Genomic DNA, 20,357 nt, shown 5'->3' on the forward strand with positions numbered 1-20,357 from the left:
CCAGGCTTAACGCCTGGAAAGCCAGTCAGCCAATATGGCCTCAAGCGCCTCAATAATCTCCGGCTGCTCCGTATCCTCAATAGCTTCGGCAACAAATGCCTGCACCATCATGGTCTCGGCAACCGGACGCGGGATCCCTCGTGACAGAAGATAAAACAACATGTCTTCATCAATATCGCCACAAGTCGCACCATGACCGCAAATCACGTCATCGGCAAAAATTTCAAGTTCCGGCTTATTGAGAAACTCTCCGTTTTCGGACAGTAACAGGCCTTGGCTCATCATTTTTGCGTCAGTTTTCTGGGCAATCTGTTTCACCATGATCTTGCCCTGAAAGACAGCTTTCGCTTCATCAGCAATGACCGACTTGAACTGCTCAATGCTGGTACAATTGGGCGATGCGTGATCAACATCCAGCGTCATGTCTGTATGCTGCTTGCCCTTCACAAGGGTTGCGCCACGAATGCCCAAATGGCTCTGTTCACCGTCAAAGGTAATCTGAACATCGGTTCGCACCAGATGCGAGCCTATCGTCATAACGAAGGGCTCGTAAATCGCCTCGCTGCCAATCCGCGCACCAATTGTGGCAAGATGCGAAGATTGAGCCCCTTCTGCAACAACACGGGCCTGCGTCAGTTTTGCACCGTCTTCGACGATCACAGACAGTCCGGCACTGGCAACATAAGCAGTGTCATCAGTGCCAGAAAACCGTTCAACCAGAATGGCTTGCGCGCCATTTTCCACTAAAATACTGTGGCGACTGGCTGCCGTTATTGCATCAGCTTTAGACACAATGTGGTCGATAAAGATGATGGGTGTAACAGTGCTTTTCTTGACTCGAATGACATATCCAGATGATGCCAGTGCGATGTTGAGATCAACATTTGCATTGGGTTTCTCGTGGAAGCCCTTGGTATCACCCAGACCAATCTCAATAGAAACGGCTTCTTTCGCCGCATCCGAGGCAGTTGCACCTGCATTCGAGATCTCCTGTGGAACACCATCCACAACAGCCAAAACGAAGTCAGCAGGAACCAAAGGCTGTCCAGCAGATGTTGAGGCAACACTCTTCCCGCTAGCCAGTTGTGGCACATCTTTCAACAATGCCCGAAGATCTGTGTACTTCCATTCCTCAACACGGCGGTGCGGAAGACCGCTTTCGTTCAGGCGATCAGCAGCTGCCTGACGTGATGGCTCCAAACCAAGAAATGCAAATTGCTGCATCAGCGAGGTTTCAGCCTGAGTTTGAATTTTCTGCGGTTGTGCAGTCATAATCTCTGTCCCTGCCCCTAAGCTGCGTTCACGTAGCCAGCATAGCCTTTTTCTTCCAACTCCAGCGCCAGTTCCTTACCACCGGATTTCACGATTTTTCCGGCTGACATCACATGCACAAAATCAGGAACAATATGGTCGAGAAGCCGCTGATAATGGGTAATGACCAGCATGCCGCGCTCTGAATTGCGCAGTGCATTCACGCCTTCAGACACGACACGCAGCGCATCAATATCAAGTCCGGAATCTGTTTCATCCATCACACAGAGTGTAGGCTCCAGAAGCGCCATCTGCATGATTTCATTGCGCTTCTTCTCGCCACCCGAAAAGCCCACATTCAAGGGGCGTTTCAACATCTCCGGAGATACGTTCAGCTCAGATGCTTTCTGCTTCACGATCTTCATGAAGTCTGGCGTGTTCAGTTCCGCTTCGCCGCGGGCTTTGCGCTGGGCGTTCATGGCCGTGCGCAAAAATGTCATGGTTGCAACACCGGGGATCTCAATCGGGTACTGAAAGGCCAGAAAGACGCCGGCAGCAGCGCGCTCATCTGGTGCCATCTCCAGAAGGTTTTCTCCCTTGAACAGGATTTCGCCTTCTGTGATTTCGTAATCATCCTTACCAGCCAGAACATAGGACAAGGTGGACTTGCCGGAACCATTAGGGCCCATAATGGCATGAACTTCGCCCTTATTGATGGTCAGGTTGATTCCACGAAGGATTTCATTGCCATCAACATTGGCGTGGAGGTTTTTAATTTCTAACATTTTTCTGTCCTGAATATCTGAATCAGCCCGCCAACAAAGTCGATCAAGCTGCTGTATTAAATAACTTAACCGACGGAGCCTTCTAAGCTGATCCCGATCAATTTCTGGGTCTCGGCCATGAATTCCATCGGCAATTGCTGAATGACGTCACGCACAAACCCGTTGACGATCAGCGCAATTGCTTCTTCGTCGGTCATACCGCGCTGCTGGCAGTAGAACATCTGGTCATCGGAAATTTTCGATGTTGTGGCCTCATGTTCAAACACTGCGGTCGAATTTTTCGATTCAATATAAGGCACGGTGTGTGCGCCACACTGATCGCCGATCAGAAGACTGTCACACTGGGTAAAGTTACGTGCACCAGACGCCTTGCGGTGGGCTGACACCAAACCGCGATAGGTGTTTTGGGAGCGCCCCGCCGAAATGCCTTTGGATATGATCCTGCTAGACGAATTCTTGCCCAGATGGATCATCTTGGTTCCGCTGTCCACCTGCTGCTTGCCATTGGAAATGGCAATTGAATAGAACTCGCCGCGTGAATTTTCACCGCGCAAAATACAGCTTGGATATTTCCAGGTAATCGCCGAGCCGGTTTCAACTTGCGTCCAGGAAATCTTGGAATTCTTTCCGCGACAATCACCACGCTTGGTGACGAAGTTATAGATGCCGCCTTTGCCTTCTGAATTACCGGGATACCAGTTCTGAACGGTGGAGTATTTGATCTCCGCATCATCATGCGCAACCAGTTCGACAACGGCAGCATGAAGCTGGTTTTCGTCACGCATAGGCGCAGTGCAGCCCTCCAGATAGGAGACGTAAGAACCTTCATCAGCGATAATAAGCGTCCGCTCAAACTGACCGGTCTTTTCTTCATTGATACGGAAATAGGTCGACAATTCCATCGGGCACCGCACGCCTTTGGGAATGTAGACAAAAGACCCGTCAGAAAATACGGCCGCGTTCAGCGTGGCGTAGAAATTGTCACTGGTTGGAACCACAGATCCCAGATATTTCTTCACCAGTTCCGGATGCTCACGAACAGCCTCGGAGATCGAGCAGAAAATGACACCCGATTTCGCCAATTCGTCCTTGAAGGTGGTGACAACGGACACGGAATCAAACACCGCATCAACAGCTACTCTTGCACCTTCGACACCGGCCAGCACAGCTTGCTCGTTCAGCGGAATACCGAGTTTCTTGTATGTTTCCAGCAACTCGGGATCAACTTCATCAAGGCTTTTCGGCCCTGGTGTCGATTTAGGAGCGGCGTAGTAGTAAAGATCTTCGAAATCTATCTTCGGATAGTCTACCCGTGCCCAGGTGGGCTCTTCCATGGTCTTCCAGCGCCGATAGGCATCCAGTCGCCATTCCAGCATCCACTCCGGCTCATCTTTCTTCGCGGAAATGAAACGAACAATATCCTCACTCAGGCCCTTGGGCGCGAGTTCCATTTCGATATCGGTGACAAATCCATATTTGTACTTGTCGACATCAATCTCTTTGACTTGTTCAATGGTCTCTTGAATTGCTGGCATGTCTTACTCCATCCTTCACAGCTTCAAAGGCTGCAGGTTGTTGCTATTCCGTTGGTATCAGGCGGCTGTTTCCCGTTGATTGGGAGATAGGGTCGCCGCCATTTTATTAAAGGCTTCAGTAAACTGTTTTATGTCTTCTTCGGTGGTATTCCAGCCAAGGCTGATACGCATCGCACCCTGCGCAATGTCAGGTTCAACGCCCATGGCGGTCAGCACATGGCTGATCCCCACTTTGCCGGACGAGCAGGCAGAGCCGGAAGAAACGGCAAATCCCTGTAAATCCAGTGATATGAGCATGGTTTCTGCAGACAGACCCGGCACAGAAATACAGCTCGTATTCGGCAAGCGCACAGCATCCGATCCAAGCACGACTACACCGTTCAGCCCCTGTTCCATCGCATCACGCAATGTCGCCAGACGCTCTGCTGAAGAGGCCTCTTCAGCAATCATTTGCGCAGCCACACCAAAACCGTGAATGGCTGCAATATTCTCGGTACCCGCGCGTCCAAAGCTCTCCTGTCCGCCACCACGGATCAAAGGCTGAAATGCGTAGGATTCCGTTCGCCGCACAATAGCACCCACACCCTGGGGACCACCCAACTTATGAGCAGATAGCGTCAGGAAATGCGCGCCAATTTCATTGATATCCACAGGCAGTTTTCCAGGACCCTGAATTGCGTCACACAAGAAATAGGAATTCGTTTCCGCAACCAATGCGCCGATTGCCTCCACGGGCTGTCTGACGCCGGTTTCATTGTTGGCCAGCATAACCGCCACAAGAACGCATTCATCATCAGACTGCGCTTTGGCAAGGCGTTCCGACAGCCAGGCCAAATCGACAACACCACTCTTGTCGACCGGAATGATTTCAATTTGCTCTAACGCAAAAGCCCCACCCTTCAGAACGGAATCATGCTCTGTGGCCGATACCAGAAGCCGATCAACTGCACGCGGCTTGCCTTTTTCCAAAAGTTTTGGCTGCAGAACGGTGGCATTGGCCTCAGAACCACCACCGGTGAAGGTAACACCGGAAGGCGTTGCTCCAACCATCTCGGCAACAGATTGCCTGGCACGTTCGATCAAACCCTTGGCCTTGCGACCTTCCTGATAGATTGACGAGCCATTTGCGGACAGATCCAGCGCCTCAATGACCGCATGCTTGACCTGCGGACGCAGGGGAGATCCGGCATTGTGGTCGAGATAAATCCGCATGACCGAAAAAAATCGCCTTCTTTGTCAAACAAGCTGTATGTCATTCTTGCCAGTTGGGTGGAAAATAGTGTTTACAAGCGCATCAAAGCCGGTGCGCCACCCAAGCTAGTTTTTAATAGTTCTAAACTACCAAGTAGGACGCACCCGAAACGCTGTCAAGAAGTACGTCGTCTGCGCAACTCGCAAACACGCTTAGGCACAAACCTGTGCACTGCCAAGTGCCCGCAAAGAGGACTGTATTATGCCTGAAGTGATTTTCAACGGACCGGAAGGCCGTCTGGAAGGCCGTTATCAGCCCTCAAAGTCCAAGACTGCTCCTATCGCGCTGATACTACATCCTCATCCCCGCTTTGGCGGCACCATGAACAATCAGATCATTTATGAGCTGTATTACATGTACGTAAAACGCGGCTTTACCGTGTTGCGCTTCAATTTTCGCGGTGTGGGCCGCAGTCAGGGCACATTTGACCACGGAGCCGGTGAATTATCAGATGCCGCAGCTGCACTGGATTGGGTGCAGACTTTCCATCCTGATTCGCGCGGTTGCTGGATCGCCGGATTTTCGTTCGGCGCCTGGATCGGTATGCAGCTATTGATGCGCCGCCCCGAAGTTGAAGGCTTCATTTCCGTTGCCCCACCGGCAAACCTGTATGATTTTTCATTCCTGGCACCCTGTCCTGCGTCCGGCCTGATGGTCCATGGAGATGCTGACAAGGTTGTGCCCATGAAGGACGTTCAGGCACTTGTCGACAAGCTGAAGGCCCAAAAGGGCATCACCATCGATCACGAGACACTGCCGGGAGCCAACCACTTCTTTGCAGATCAAACCGACACCTTGCTCGAGCTGTGCGGCAACTATGTCGACAAGCGTCTGGAAGTCCTTGGCAAGGTAGAAATGTAGACTCAGCGCCCTTTGGGTTTACTGCGCTTCACAGGCGCAGTGCCCGAACGGGTTGCGTCTGAAGACTTTCCGAAACGTGGTTTCGCTGAACCCGCGTCTTTATCTGCACCACTTCTGCCAGCTTTTCCGGCAGCTGGTTTTCCAAACTTCTTGGATTTACCATATCTCGGCTTTCCACCGACGGAATCTGTTCCGCCTCCGCCTGACCGCTCGCCGCGCTCAACAGGATTGCCCTTCTTGTTGAAAATTGGCTTGTCGCTGCGTTCCGCAGGGCCATCTGACGCCGGTGCCGGACGGTCGGATTTTGGAACAGCTGCTGCGTCCATTGGAGAATAAGCGGATTTCTTTGCAAAGCTGCGCTTGGGCTTTTCGCGCTTGTCACCACGATCATCCTTGCTCCAATTGCCGCTTTTGCCGGCTGGCTTGGATGACCGCGGACGATCAGACTCATCGGCGCGAAACCGCTCTGATTTTGCCTTTGGTGCAACTGGCTTGCTAGAAGTTGCATGCTCGTGTTGGCGTTGCCCTTCCGCTGGCGCGTCACGTTTACCTTCGAACTTTGGCTTTGAATTATCTTTAAAACCTTCAGATCGATTGGCGAAACCTTCAGACCGGTTGGGCCGGTCGCGCTTTGCGCCGCCATACGGTTTTTTCTTGTCACCAAAACTCTTCTTTTTATCGCCAAAAGACTTGCCCGCATTCGATCTGCCGCGCGGCGAGCTGGTTAGATCAGGCACGCCATCCAGCCGTCTGGCTTTAACCTTGCGGTCTTTTGGGTCCAGAATATTGTCGGGCCCGATGGCTTCCAGAAATTTATCCGCATGGCCTGCATCAAGCTGAACAAACGTTTCGTCATCCTTGATTTTGATGGCACCAATCTGCTTGTTGGTTATGTTACCGGCCTCGCACAGAACCGGTATCAGCCAGCGCGGTTCTGCATTTTGTCGATAACCGACATCAAGCGAAATCCAGACACTGGCGCCAAATTCATCGCGCTGTTTTTTCGGCGGCTCAGAGGCTGAAATTTCCTGCAACTCTTCAGGCGCTGACTGGCCAGCTCTGTAAAGGCGGACAAAGGCGGCAGCAATCTGCTCCGGCCCGTGCTTTGCCAGCAACTCATTTGCGAATGTCTGTTCATCTTCCTGTACCGGCTCACTGAGAGCTGGGTCAGCCAGAAGCCGCTCATCATCCCGCCGCATCACATCATCGGCAGATGGCGGCGATGCCCAGTTCGCAGTCAGCTTGGCACCACCCAGAAGGCGTTCAGCGCGCTTGCGGCCGTTCTTTGGAACAATAAGCGCACTGACACCCTTGCGGCCTGCCCTGCCGGTTCGGCCGCTTCTGTGCAGCAGCGTTTCCGGGTTTGTCGGCAGATCGGCATGGATGACCAGTTCCAGATTAGGAAGATCAATGCCGCGCGCAGCAACATCAGTGGCCACACAGACCCGTGCACGACCATTGCGCATGGCCTGCAAGGCGTGCGTCCGCTCATTCTGGCTCAACTCTCCAGACAAGGCGACAACCGAAAAGCCGCGATTGTTCAGCCGTGCAGTCATATGATTGACGGTGGCGCGTGTATTGCAGAACACCAACGCATTCTTTGCTTCGTAAAAACGAAGAATATTGATGATGGCATTTTCTTTTTCATTATGCGCAACTGGCAGCGCGCGATATTCAATATCCACATGCTGCTTTTGTTCTTCAGATGTGGATACTCGGATGGCATTGCGCTGATACTTCTTCGCCAAATTCGCGATCGTGCGCGGAACCGTCGCCGAAAACATCAATGTGCGGCGATCGTCGGGCGTTGAATCAAGAATGAATTCCAGATCATCGCGAAATCCCAGATCGAGCATCTCGTCTGCCTCATCCAGAACCACCGCTTTCATCTGCGATGTATCCAGAGAGTTTCGGGTGATATGGTCACGCAGACGCCCCGGCGTCCCCACAACGATATGAGCACCACGTGCTAAAGTGCGGCGTTCAGTCCGCATATCCATGCCGCCGACACAGGACGCAATAATGGCGCCAGTCGGAGCATACAGCCATTCCAGCTCGCGCTTGACCTGCAGAGCCAACTCACGCGTGGGGGCAACAGCGAGCGCCAATGGCGCTTCAGATGGCCCGAACCGTTCTTTGTTTTCCAAGAGAGTTGGCGCAATCGCAATTCCAAATGCAACAGTCTTACCAGAGCCTGTCTGGGCTGAAACAAGTGCATCTGCACCGTCCATCTGCGGTTCAAGCACCGCCTTTTGAACAGGTGTCAATTCATTATAGCCGCGCTTGTTCAGCGCCTCAGCAAGCGCCGGAACGATGCCTTCGAACTCAGTCATGATGTAACTTTCGGAACATTGGTTTCCTGCGTTTCCCGATGATTATTCCATCTTTGGAACCGCATGCCAGCATCGATTATTCGCGCTGGAAGAGAAATAAGTGCTGCTGTCTACTTTGCGGATAGGCACTTGTCCAGAGAAACCGGCTGGTTGCAGCCACTTAAATCTGTTCAGGAGCCTTGCGGATACGCGATCTCACCACCGAGCATCGGTTCCGGCACAGATGTCGTGCCGGGAAATGAAATCGGCAATCTCCGTAAATGACGCGCGGCAAGATATGCAAAGGCATTGGCTTCGATAAAAACATCATCCCAGCCCAAATCGGATGCGATCTGCAGTTTGACAGGTGTCAAAGCCTGCAAAAGCTTCATCATGACCGGATTTTTGACCCCGCCACCGGAAACGATGATTGTCTGAGGCGTATCTGGATACCAGCGCTGTGCTCTGTGAATGGCATCTGCTGTAAACGCAGTGAGCGTTGCCATGCTGTCTTCAGCCGCGCTGTCACCCAATGCGGTCAATGCGAATTCATGAAACTCCCGTCGATCCAACGATTTCGGCGGCTTGCGATCAAAGAATGGATGCGACATCAGACGATCCACAATGTCTGACGTGACACGACCGCGTCCGGCCACGGACCCGTCCAGATCCATCCGCATGCCGAAATGGGCCTGCATGAAATCATCCAGCAAGGCGTTGCCCGGCCCGGTATCGAAGGCCAGGATTTCCTGCGCCTCACCAACAAAGGTGACATTCGCAACACCGCCAATATTAAGGAAAATAGCGGGTTTCACCGAACCCAATGCCTCTATCAGCGCAGCGTGAAACACAGGAGCCAATGGCGCGCCCTCTCCGCCCTGCATAACGTCATTTTGGCGTAAATCATGCACGATCGGCAGCCCAAGTTCATTGGCAATCCTCTGTGCATCACCAATTTGAACGGTCAGCTTGCGACCAGGATCATGGAAAATCGTCTGGCCATGAAGGCCGACATGATCAACCGGATTTTCGGATTTTTGAATTTGCTCTTTGAGCGCCCTGATATGCACATCGGTGACAATCTGCTCGGCCTCTCCAATAATTCCGCTCCGGTCCCGGCGGTCTGTCATGAAAGCACCAGCGTCAAAAGCGGATTGCAAGATGGCCCGCTCAGCATCGCTATAGGGTGTGAACCCTGCATTACCCGGCGTTAGTTGCGTTTCCCCGTCAGTCGTCAGCACTGCAACATCAACGCCATCCAGCGAAGTGCCGCTCATCGTGCCGGCAATGGTATATGTGTTGTTCATGCGCAAAACCTGTTTGGGGGTGCAATTTCCGAAAATCGCTGATAGGACAGCGCCGCACCCAAAAGAACAATTTTGAAATACATTTAATCACGAGCTTGTCCCATGTCCGTCAACCTATCTCAAGTCAAGTCTGACTTCCTGCGCGTCATGATTGAACGCGGTTTTGTCCATCAGATTTCAGATCTGGAAGGACTGGATGCGCTGTTCAATGAGCAAATTGTGACGGCCTATATCGGCTTTGATCCAACGGCCAGCAGCCTGCATGCAGGCAGCCTCATTCAGATCATGATGCTGCATTGGCTGCAGAAGACCGGGCATCGCCCCATCACATTGATGGGCGGTGGTACAGGAATGGTCGGCGATCCGTCTTTCAAGGATGAAGCGCGCAAATTGATGACGCCCGACCAGATTAACGCCAATGTCGAAGCCATCAAGAAAAGTTTTTCTGCGTATATTTCCTATGACGACAGCCCCAATGGCGCAGTCATGGCCAACAATGCGGAATGGCTGCTGAAATTGAATTATCTGGAATTTCTGCGCGATGTCGGCGCGCATTTCTCAGTCAACCGGATGCTCGCCTTTGACAGCGTCAAACAGCGGCTGGAACGCGAGCAATCGCTCTCATTCCTGGAATTCAACTACATGATCCTCCAGGCCTATGATTTCGTTGAACTCAACAAACGCTTTGATTGTCGCCTGCAGATGGGCGGCTCGGATCAATGGGGCAACATTATCAACGGCATAGACCTCGGTCACAGGCTGGATGCCCCTCAACTCTACGCGCTCACCACGCCGCTGCTGACAACATCTTCGGGCGCAAAAATGGGCAAATCTGCAAGCGGCGCGGTCTGGCTCAACCCGGACTTGCTCAGCCCTTATGATTTCTGGCAATATTGGCGCAATACAGAAGACGCTGACGTAGAACGCTTTTTGAAGCTTTACACCACAATGCCTTTGGATGAAGTGGCAAAATTGGCAGCGCTGGAAGGTGCAGAGCAGAATGAGGCGAAGAAAATTCTGGCAACAGAAATCACCGCTTTGTTGCACAGACGGGACGAAGCCGAAAAAGCTCAGGAAACCGCTCGAAAGACGTTTGAAGAAGGCGCCATCTCGGCTGACCTGCCGACCGTACAACTGTCTGCAGCTGATCTGAATGACCTTGGCATTCTGTCTGCGCTGGTAACAGCGGGACTTGCAACATCGAACAGCGAAGCAAGACGGCACATCAAAGGTGGTGCAGTGAAGGTGAATGATGTTGCATTTTCAAATGAGCGCGGAACCATTGGGCCTGATGATCTGACCGGCGAAGGCGTCGTCAAAATCTCTCTCGGCAAAAAGAAGCACGTGCTTTTGAAAGTCAGCTAGAGCTGTGGGATATCAGCGGAATTCAAATATCCGTCTGAAAATCCCCGGCGCAATGGCGGAGATCGGATTGACGGTCAGCAAGGGGCTGTTCAGATTTCCTGAAACGCGAAAGGTCACGCCCAAAAGGCCCTGATTGCGGCGCCCACCGACAATGGTTCCAAAAATCGGGATGCGCGAAAACGCATTGTTCAATCCGTAAGCGGGCACATAAACTCCGTTCAGACGTAATTGGGATTCCTTCAAATTCATACTGCCATTCAGCGTAACGCCCATTGCCGGGCCACGCACCTGCGCGTCATCAATCACCAGACGTCCATTGCGCAAAGTGAAGTCCATCCGCGCCTGTTCAAAGGCTCGAACCCCCGGCGTGACGCTTGTGCGCCCGTTTTCACCCGGCACGCTTCGGGCAAGCTGATCAAGGTTTTCACTGCCACCGACACGAAACTTGCTGAGGAAAACCTGTCCAACGGTCGCTGAATCGCCCCTGCCGAGCGAGGCCGAAAGGCTGAGCGTCCCGCCCTGAACACTTTCGGTAATATCAAGGAAGGATACCAAACCACCGCCATTTTGCGCATTCATGCTGAGCCAGGAGGTTCCGTTGCCCCCTTCAATGGTGGCGTTGATGGCTGCATTCCTGCCTTGCGACCCCGAGAATCGGAGTTCTGACGGAACTCCGCCGTCTGTCTGCAACGAGAATTTCGCGTTTGTTATCTTCTGTCCACCAAATCCGGCCAGGGTTTGTACCGTTCCATCAATGGCATAGCGTATTGTGTCGCCTTCGTTATTGTCATTGGCGCTGTTCTTGACCGCTCTGACAAGGCCACGGGCGTCAAGCTGCTGACCATTGATCGTGATGTGATAGGCATTTGCCGATGTGCGCCGAACATCCACAGAGACACGGTCCCCACGACGTAGGGAGAGGTTACTGAGTCGAAGGCGCTCAAGCCCCCGGGCGGAACTGACCGTGGCCGCACCTGCCGCAGAAAACCCGTTGCCAGTCAGCCTGATATTATCAAGCTGTTGTCCGTTAGCCGTATCTTCTATCAGGAAATCCAGCCTGCCAGGCACGCCAACGCCCTTGCTCCATCCCAAAGAGGTCAAAGATATCTGAGCATCCTTCAGATCCACGGAAACGGGTCGGCGTCCCTGAGCGTCAACCTTGCCCACCGCAACCGGCGTTGGTCCGGTCAGCATGTCGCCCAGATCAATTCCCATTTTCTTGCGCTGGCTGTCATTCAACACCAGCCTGATGTCGGTCCGTGTGCCAAGCCCATCACCATTTGGCAGAAACAGATCCACATCCGCAGCAATGCCATCAAGCTTTGCCCTGCCCTGAACAACGGTTCCACTCGCATCAATGACAACCACCACATCCCCATCAGAAATGAGCCGCCCCTGAATCGATGCCTTGCTTGAAAAGTCGGACAGTCGGACAGTGGCAACTGTCTCAACATCCGTCGCATCAATCTTACGGCTCAGGTTAAATTTCGAGGTGACTTCTGCAACCGCACTCCCGGTGATTGCCTCTGGTGGCACTCCGCGCTTTGTCATGAACCCAAGTGGCTGAACATCCGATATTGCGGCCAGATCGCGCGCCGAACCAATCATCGAAACCGTCGCTTCCGCAGCAGGATTGCGAGGCCCAAGAACCGGCAATCTGAAAATGGCGGAAGGCACATCCACTGTTTCCCCATTGGGGCTGACAGCACTTCCGTTTTCAACCGATACGGTCATGCCGGATCTGTCAAAAGTCACACGCCCTGTCTGCGCGCTTAGATCAGGTACATCACCAAACGTGCGAACCTCTGCCAGAGAGAAGTCGATATTACCGGTGATCGAGCCTTCAGGAAATATCTTGTCCGGATCACGATTGCCGACCAGCCCATCGGGAATAGCCAACGCAATATCAGCGCTATCAATGACGCCGCCCTTTACATTGCGGATGAACCAACGGCGGGCACCACCAGCCAGCGTTGGCGGCCAGATCTGCTTAAGATCTTTGGCCGGAATCGCATTGGAGGAAAAGGCCCCTGCAATAGACGGAAAGCGCGGCTGGAAATCGACATTTGCAGACCCGATGATCGTGCTGAGTTCAGTACGAAACTCGACTGTATCAAGGGTCAGGTACCGGCTGGAAATATCAAACCGCGCCTTGATGCCGATCAGTTCCACCGGCAGGGGTTGAGAGTCAGTCACATCGCGGGGTGCCAGTACGGCGCTGCGTGAGACAAGCCGAATATCCAGCTCATTCTCCGGGTTGCTCTCTGATGGCCGAGCAAATCCGGCAAATGGTAATTTTGTATTCCCGAATTGAAGGCTCGCCTCCTCAATGCTGACCGCATTTAACTCAGGCGACCAGATCAGCGAAATGATGCCCTTATCCAGAATGGCCACATCGTCACGCCCGATGCGAACGTAAGAGCTTCCAATTTCGGCGTCAAAAGAAGCGGTGGGAACCGTGTTCTCATCCACAAATTTTGAGCGCATCGAGATGGCCAATGGCGCATCGCTTCGGATTGCAAAATTCTGACGGCCAAATGCCGGCAGGATTTCGGGCAGCACAATGTCCTTCAATGCCAGCGTAACCTCGTGGCCACGGCCGTCGATCACGGGCGTCGCATCGCCCTCAAAGCGCCAGGCACCGCCACGCCCGATCCCCGAAGCGCGCACTGACAATCGGTTTCTTTCGGGACGCACCCGGACTGTCGAACCAATATTCCAGTAATCTCTTTTTTCACTGCCCTGCATTGTCAGAGCGACAGAGCCATCAATAATTGTGACCTCTTCCAACCCACGGACCCTTGCCAGCTGAATGACCCTTTCAACGGCAGTGTGCAAATCTGCAAGGCCATTACCGACGCGGGCCAATGGCGTGGCCACTGGTGCGCGGCCCTGCGTTTGCACAGACAGGTTCAATTGGCTCAGGGACCGTTGCGTTTCACTGGTCAGATGCACGGCAAATGACGGCGTATCGAATTCTACGTCGCGCACGCGCACGTGCCCAAGCAGCAAGTTGAGGGGCTCCAGTCCAAAAGACATGCTTTTCCCGGTAGCCGACAGTCTGGAATCACGGTCTTTCAATTGAGGCAGGGAGATGCGGGTCACGAGACCGCGCAAAGGATCTATGGCAATGGAAAGTGAATGAAATTCGAAGGACAAATCTTCCGGTAGCGAACCCTGAATATTTTGCGCCAACCGTTCAGACAGGAAGTCCAGGGAAACCGGACTTTCCGATAGCCGGATATAAGCGGCGAAAACCGCAATCGACATAACAATTAGAATTGCAACCGGAATGATAACACGCTTGCGCCGCCAGAATCTCCTGACAGGAGCCACTTCCGGTTCACCATTGTTCCCGGATTCCGCCAGATCCTGTTCGGATGTCTCAAACATGTGATCTTCGGACGCTAAGTCACTATGCGTGTCATCCCCCGCTCCTGATGAAGCGACGTCAGACCCACTTTTGGCTTCTTCACTTTCGACTTTTTCATGGTCCATGGTCATGAATACGTACTAAACCTGCAACCTGAGCATGGTGATTCGAAAACGCATTCTTGACCTGACCTCAAAGAGTTCCATTTGCTGTTTGAAAGCAAAGGCCTGACGAAGTTTGAGAGTGGCAGGCCCGAAACCTGGAAAAGGAAACTCTTCCTGCAAAGCAAATCGCGCAAACGATCTGTTACCTCCCGTTTATAGCTGTGTCTTAGCCCCAACACACAGCAATTTCAATTTGCATTTAAACAAGACCAAAGAAAGGCAATTTATGACCGTACAAGAAGGTGAAAAGGCTCCTGATTTTTCTTTGCCGACCAACGGCGAGGGTTCGTTCTCTCTGTCTGAGCAAAAAGGCAAGGCACTGGTGTTGTTCTTTTATCCCAAAGACGACACATCGGGCTGCACGAAAGAGGCAACTGAATTCTCCATCAGAAAACCCGATTTTGATGCGCTTAACGTCTCAATCATCGGCATGTCGCCGGACCCAGTCAAGAAACACGACAAATTCATCGACAAATACAATCTCGATGTGGCCCTTGCTTCCGATGAGGAAAAAACCACCCTGTCCGCCTATGGCGTCTGGGTGGAAAAAAGCATGTATGGACGCAAATATATGGGCGTCGAGCGGTCTACATTTCTGATCGACAAGGACGGAACCATTGTCAAGGCATGGCGCAAGGTGAAAGTTCCGGGCCATGTTGACGCGGTACTGGAAGCTGCAAGAGAACTTTGATCAAATGCGCACTCGATCCAATTTCAAAAGTGCCATTTGTCCGAGATACCAATGTTTCGGCGCGACCGACGCAAACCGCGCCGAAACATTTGGATCAAGAAAATCAGCCTTCCGTGTGAAAGCTAGGGAAGGAAAAAGCGCTTGGCAAAAATGCCAAAGGGGCAGTTATTGCCCCAAAAAGCCTAACCAAGTAGTGCAGCAATGCAATTTGCAAATGCTGCACTGTGCTTAAAACCAGCTTTTCCTTCTGAATTAACCCCTTGTTTCCATTTTGGAAAGCCGACGTTAACCTTAACCGTGTGTAATACATTCAGTTAGTGTTGCGTATGAGTGGTGTAATGTCGAAAGTAGTCAATAAGCGTAAGTCACGGCCTGCAGATCAGCGACAGGCCAAACGTGTCATCTTCAGCTTTGGCAGGAAAACGATTGTCATGGCGATTCAACCCTGGGTGCTCAGCAGTGCTGTGACGGGGCTGTTGATATTGGCATTGTTCAATGTTGCAGCTGCATTTTATCTGTTTCAACGCGATGATCTGCTGACGCGCAATGCGATTCAGGAAATCGAATTGCGTCAGTCTTATGAAGCAAAGTTTCGACGCTTCCAGACAGCCATGGAAACAATTCAGGATCAATCTGCCGAAGAGCGCATCCGCCTCGCCAATGAAATGGCACAATTGGAAGAGCGCCAGAATAAATATGCCACGCGGCATGCACGCGTTGCAGCCGTTATCGACAATGCCCGGAAAATGGGAATTCGTGTTGCGGCCGTTGCAGCCCCACTACCTGTCATAAAGCCGGGCAGCGAGCCGCTTCTTGCGGCCAGCGGTGTATCGCTTGTCGGCGACGAGACAGCCTCCGGCGGGTCTGAACAACCATTGGACAACGGGCTGAATGGCACTTTGGATGCTTTTCCGGATCGTTTTGAAGATTTCGAGCGGGAATCAAATTTGAACGATCCCTTCAGCCGCATTGATCGGTTTCAGGCCGACCTTGATGCAATGGAGGAAATAAATGCGGTGTCGGTTCAAGCTGTTGCCGCAGCCATAACAAACGAACATGCGGCCTATCGCAGCGCGCTGTCAGAACTGCCAATCAAGCTGAAACTGCCCGCCGAAGCACAAGCCATTGGCGGTCCCTTCCTGCCGGCAGATTTTGATGAAACAGCCCTCAACAATGCTTCCAAACGCATTGAAGCCCAGTTGCAGGACATTTCACGATTGCGCAAACTCTCTGTGGCTCTGCCGATTGCTGTTCCAGTAAAAAACGCCAGCAAATCCAGTAGTTTTGGACGCCGGATTGATCCTTTCCGCAAGCGTGCAGCTTTTCATTCCGGCGTCGACTTTCGCGCCTCGACCGGCACACCTGTCATAGCAACGGCTGATGGCCAGGTTCTGCGCGCAGGCCGCGCAGGCGGCTACGGAAAACTGGTCGAACTTCGTCACGCACATGGACTGACCACGCGCTACGGTCATCTGAGCAAGATCTCGGTCAAAGCCGGGCAGTCGGTAAAACGTGGCGATGTGATTGGTAAGGTCGGTAGTACAGGGCGTAGCACAGGGCCCCATCTGCATTACGAAGTGCGGAACAAAGGCAATGCCCGCAATCCACAACCTTTTATGGATGCCGGAAAACAGGTTCCGAGCCTTTAGAGCCATTCTTGTTCATACGGAATCGCAGACTATTCGATATCTTCGATATCAGCACTGGCACTGCCCTTGATGCGCTGTGCCAGTGACGCTTCCAGAAATCCGTCAATGCCGCCATCCAGAACTTTTTGCGGGTCCGTGCTTTCGTGACCAGTCCGCAAATCCTTGACCAACTGATAGGGCTGCAGCACGTAAGATCGGATCTGGTGCCCCCACCCTACGGTGGATTTGGAAGATGCTTCTTCCATGGCAGCTTCCTCCCGCTTCTTCATTTCTTCTTCATAGAGCCGCGAGCGAAGCATGCCCCAGGCTGTCGCCCGGTTCTTGTGCTGTGACCTGTCATTCTGGCACTGCACAACAACGCCGCTGGGCAGATGGGTAATGCGAACAGCAGAATCCGTTGTATTGACGTGCTGACCACCGGCACCTGAAGCGCGGTAAGTGTCGATACGTACATCTGAGTCTGGAATATCAATCTCGATGGAATCATCGATAACCGGATAGACCCAGACACTGGCAAAGCTGGTATGGCGTCTTGCGTTGCTGTCATAGGGCGAAATACGCACAAGACGATGAACGCCCGATTCGGTTTTCAACCAGCCGTAGGAATCTGCACCCTTCACAAGGATAGTTGCTGCCTTTATGCCAGCCTCTTCCCCGTCCTGAATCTCGATGACCTCAACCTTGCGCCCGTCCCGGCCACCCCAGCGCGTATACAAACGCAGCAGCATGGAGGCCCAGTCCTGGCTTTCGGTGCCACCAGCGCCCGAGTGAATTTCCACATAGCTGTCATTGCCATCGACTTCGCCAGACAGCATGGCCCGTATCTGTTGCTCGCGAACTTTTTCATTGAGCTCGGCAATGGCATTGTCAGCCTCGGCAACAATGTCATCATCGCCTTCAGCTTCGCCCATTTCAATCAGTTCAAGATTATCAGCCACTGCGCTCTGCAATCCCAGAATACCATTGATCTGGTCATCCAGGTTTTGGCGCTCACGCATGATCTTCTGCGCCTGTGTTGAATCATCCCAAAGGTTGGGATCTTCAACAAGGGCATTCAGTTCGGCAAGACGAATACGGGCATTATCCCAGTCAAAGATGCCTCCTTAGCAGGGTGAGTGCCTGCTCGATGTCATCAACCAGTTGCTGCGTTTCAGCACGCATGGGAAAAACTCCAAATTTGAAAGACAGCAAAACGAAAAATGCCAGCGCGTGGGCTTATGCATGACCCGCGCGCTGAGTTCAAGATGACAATTTCTGTGAAGCGACTAATACAGCCCGCCCGTACCGGAAATAACAGCCCGATCAGACTCAGGAGCCACCGTCAGAGGCCGCCCCTGATCATCGCTATAACCGATGATCGAATAATCATCCGGCGGCGCTGTGCCCGGCTTGAAAGCCTCCATAATGACACCTTCACTGCCGCCATTGGCACGCAGGCCGGTCTTGCGATCAATCGGAATAAGCGTCAGACCACGAGGCAACCGGAATGGCACCGCAGGCGTCTCTGCAAGCGCTTCTTTCATGAAGTCTCTGAAAATCGGAGCCGCTAATTGTCCGCCGGTTGAGCCTCGTCCCATTGAGCGTGGATTGTCATATCCAATATAAACCGCAGCAACCAGATCGGGAGAGAAGCCAACAAACCATGCATCTTTCTCGTCATTTGTGGTTCCGGTCTTGCCAGCAATCGGCTTACCAACCTCACGCACAACAGTCGCAGTGCCGCGCTGAACCACACCTTCCATCATGGATGTAACCTGATAGGCCGTCATCGGATCCAGCACCTGCAGGCGCTCATCGATCAGAATGGGCTCTTCCTGCCCGGCCCAGGAAGCTGCATCACAGCCTTCGCAAATTCGTTGGTCATGCCGGAAAATAGTCTTGCCAAAGCGGTCCTGGATTCTGTCAATCAACGTTGCTTCAATTTTGCGACCGCCATTTGCAAATACGCTGAAAGCAGCCGCCATGCGCATTGCTGTTGTTTCCCCGGCACCCAGTGACATGGACAGCACCGGCTGCAGATCATCATACACACCAAAACGCCGTGCATATTCGGAAATGAGCGGCATGCCCATATCCTGTGCCAAACGCACTGTCATGACATTGCGGGATCTCTCGATGCCGGTTCGCAAGGTCGATGGGCCCAAAAAGTTGCGGCCATAATTCTGCGGTTTCCAGAGCTGGCCACCTGATCTGATCTCAATAGGCGCATCCATCACAACCGAAGAAGGTGTGTAGCCATTGTCCAACGCCGTCGCATAGACAATCGGCTTGAAGGAAGAGCCGGGTTGGCGATTGGCCTGTGTGGCGCGGTTGAACTCGCTTGCATCATAGGAGAAACCACCCACCAAAGCGGTCACACGCCCGGTATGGGGGTCCATGACAACCATCGCACCATTGATTTCAGGAACCTGACGCAGTCGATAGGTGGCATCCGTGTCTGCCAATTGCTCGACGAAAATAACATCACCAATTGAGACAACGTCACTGACGCCCTTGATGGCGCGGCCCTTGCGGTCACCCTTGGACCATTTGGCCCACTTGACATATTGTAGTGGCAGAACGCCCGTCTTCCGATCATCGGACAAACCACGCGACCGTATTGAATCCGGCCGAATTCCGAGCGTTGCCTGCTCTGCGTTGACATCCAGCACCACCGCCAGAGACCATTCGGGAACATCCGACAGCGGATCTATTTCCCCAATCAACTTGCCCCAGTCGTCGGCAGCCGTCAGATCAAGTGTGGTCTTGGGACCACGCCAGCCACGCGCCTCATCAAATTTGATCAGCCCATTATGCAGAGCTGCACGCGCCTGCACCTGTGTTTTGGGGTTCAGGGTCGTCCTTACGGACAGACCGCCGCCATACAGCTTCTCTTCGCCATAAATATCAAAGAGTTCGCGACGGACCTCTTCGGCAAAAAAGTCTGCGGCAAATATCTGGGAGCCATACTCCCGAAGTCGCACTTGCAAGGGAAGTGCTTTGCCAGCCTCTGCCTGCTCCGGTGTGATGTATCCATTGATGTGCATCCGATCCAGAACATAGTTGCGGCGTTCAATCGCGGCTTCCGTCTGACGGAAAGGATGATAATTATTCGGTCCCTTGGGAAGCGCTGCCAGATAGGCCGCTTCTTCCAGAGTCAATTCGTGTACCGACTTGTCAAAATAGTTCAGCGAGGCGGCCGCGACACCATAAGAGCCAAGACCGAGATAAATTTCATTGAGATACAGTTCCAGAATCTTGTCTTTGGTGTAGGCCTGCTCGATACGCAGAGCGAGCATGGCCTCTTTCAACTTTCTGGTCATTGTCCGTTCGCTGGACAACAGAAAGACTTTTGCAACCTGCTGGGTAATGGTCGAGGCACCCGCAAAGCGCCGACCACTGGCCAGGGACTGCACGTTGCGCGCCATCGCAGTGGCAATGCCCACATAGTCTACGCCTTTGTGGCGATAGAAATTCTTGTCCTCTGCGCTCAAAAACGCTGCTTTGATCAGATCGGGGATGGCCGCGGCGGGCAGATAGAGCCTCCGCTCTCTTGCATATTCAGCAATCAGTACGCCATCAGATGCATGCACCCGGGTCATCACCGGTGGCTCATAGGCGCTCAGCACCTCATAATCCGGTAATTCTTCAGAATACTGCGTCAGGAAATAGGCTGCCACGCCGCCAACACCGAGCGCCGCCACTATTCCGAATGTGAACAGAAAGCCAAAAACTTTTGCAAACATTGATCGTTTCGCCCTTTTTCGACGGCGGTTGCCTGCGCCATTCATTGCACGAACATTCCTTATATCCAGGCCATCTGAAAGTCTGGT

At 52.8% G+C, this 20,357-nt stretch carries 12 protein-coding genes and 1 pseudogene; 4 read left to right on the forward strand and 9 right to left on the reverse strand.

Annotated elements, in window-relative coordinates; translation table 11 throughout:
* Window positions 1–6 precede the first annotated feature (6 nt).
* From sufD to RAL91_RS15865, 4 genes are all read right to left on the reverse strand, one after another.
* Complete coding sequence (gene sufD / locus RAL91_RS15850) at window positions 7–1,272, reverse strand: Fe-S cluster assembly protein SufD (RefSeq protein ID WP_306257228.1); 1,266 nt, start codon at window positions 1,270–1,272, stop codon at window positions 7–9.
* Between the two features lie 17 nt (window positions 1,273–1,289).
* Window positions 1,290–2,036 carry a Fe-S cluster assembly ATPase SufC gene (gene sufC, locus RAL91_RS15855; RefSeq protein ID WP_306257229.1) on the reverse strand — a complete coding sequence of 249 codons (747 nt, stop codon included), beginning with the start codon at window positions 2,034–2,036 and terminating at the stop codon, window positions 1,290–1,292.
* A gap of 65 nt (window positions 2,037–2,101) precedes the next feature.
* Complete coding sequence (gene sufB, locus RAL91_RS15860; protein ID WP_306257230.1) at window positions 2,102–3,571, reverse strand: Fe-S cluster assembly protein SufB; 1,470 nt, start codon at window positions 3,569–3,571, stop codon at window positions 2,102–2,104.
* A 57-nt stretch (window positions 3,572–3,628) separates the two neighbouring features.
* Window positions 3,629–4,783 carry a cysteine desulfurase family protein gene (locus RAL91_RS15865; RefSeq protein WP_306257231.1) on the reverse strand — a complete coding sequence of 385 codons (1,155 nt, stop codon included), beginning with the start codon at window positions 4,781–4,783 and terminating at the stop codon, window positions 3,629–3,631.
* Between the two features lie 241 nt (window positions 4,784–5,024).
* Between RAL91_RS15865 and RAL91_RS15870 the strand changes: the two genes are divergently transcribed.
* Window positions 5,025–5,684 (forward strand): alpha/beta hydrolase, encoded by a 660-nt coding sequence (locus tag RAL91_RS15870; protein WP_306257232.1) that lies wholly within the window; start codon window positions 5,025–5,027, stop codon window positions 5,682–5,684.
* Window positions 5,685–6,025: 341 nt separating this feature from the next.
* Here the strand turns inward: RAL91_RS15870 and RAL91_RS15875 are convergent.
* Window positions 6,026–8,017, reverse strand: a pseudogene (locus RAL91_RS15875) (DEAD/DEAH box helicase); the annotation flags it as partial.
* A gap of 170 nt (window positions 8,018–8,187) precedes the next feature.
* Window positions 8,188–9,303: an anhydro-N-acetylmuramic acid kinase gene (locus tag RAL91_RS15880; RefSeq protein WP_306257233.1), complete on the reverse strand. Its 1,116-nt coding sequence runs from the start codon at window positions 9,301–9,303 to the stop codon at window positions 8,188–8,190.
* A 102-nt stretch (window positions 9,304–9,405) separates the two neighbouring features.
* On the opposite strand from RAL91_RS15880, the gene tyrS reads away from it, so the two are divergent.
* On the forward strand, window positions 9,406–10,668 hold the full coding sequence (gene tyrS / locus RAL91_RS15885) for a tyrosine--tRNA ligase (protein ID WP_306257234.1): 1,263 nt from the start codon (window positions 9,406–9,408) through the stop codon (window positions 10,666–10,668).
* A gap of 12 nt (window positions 10,669–10,680) precedes the next feature.
* Here tyrS and RAL91_RS15890 read toward each other — a convergent pair whose 3' ends face one another.
* The gene (locus RAL91_RS15890; RefSeq protein WP_306257235.1) at window positions 10,681–14,172 is read right to left on the reverse strand and encodes an AsmA-like C-terminal domain-containing protein; all 3,492 of its coding nucleotides are present in this window, start codon (window positions 14,170–14,172) and stop codon (window positions 10,681–10,683) included.
* 259 nt (window positions 14,173–14,431) lie between these two features.
* Here RAL91_RS15890 and RAL91_RS15895 point away from each other — a divergent pair, with 259 nt between their 5' ends.
* Together RAL91_RS15895 and RAL91_RS15900 are read left to right on the forward strand one after the other, a co-directional pair.
* On the forward strand, window positions 14,432–14,896 hold the full coding sequence (locus RAL91_RS15895) for a peroxiredoxin (protein ID WP_306257236.1): 465 nt from the start codon (window positions 14,432–14,434) through the stop codon (window positions 14,894–14,896).
* A 338-nt stretch (window positions 14,897–15,234) separates the two neighbouring features.
* On the forward strand, window positions 15,235–16,545 hold the full coding sequence (locus RAL91_RS15900) for a M23 family metallopeptidase (protein ID WP_306257237.1): 1,311 nt from the start codon (window positions 15,235–15,237) through the stop codon (window positions 16,543–16,545).
* Window positions 16,546–16,574: 29 nt separating this feature from the next.
* Here the strand turns inward: RAL91_RS15900 and prfB are convergent.
* Window positions 16,575–17,706, reverse strand: a protein-coding gene (gene prfB / locus RAL91_RS15905; protein WP_306257238.1) for a peptide chain release factor 2 whose coding sequence is annotated in 2 segments (ribosomal slippage) — window positions 16,575–17,636 and window positions 17,638–17,706 — 1,131 coding nt in all. Because the reading frame shifts where the segments join, the coding sequence is not laid out codon by codon here.
* A gap of 104 nt (window positions 17,707–17,810) precedes the next feature.
* A complete protein-coding gene (locus RAL91_RS15910; protein ID WP_306257239.1) occupies window positions 17,811–20,270 on the reverse strand; it encodes a penicillin-binding protein 1A in 2,460 nt (819 codons plus the stop codon).
* Between the last annotated feature and the right edge of the window lie 87 nt (window positions 20,271–20,357).

It is taken from the genome of Pararhizobium sp. IMCC21322 (genome assembly GCF_030758295.1).
Taxonomy (GTDB): Bacteria; Pseudomonadota; Alphaproteobacteria; order Rhizobiales.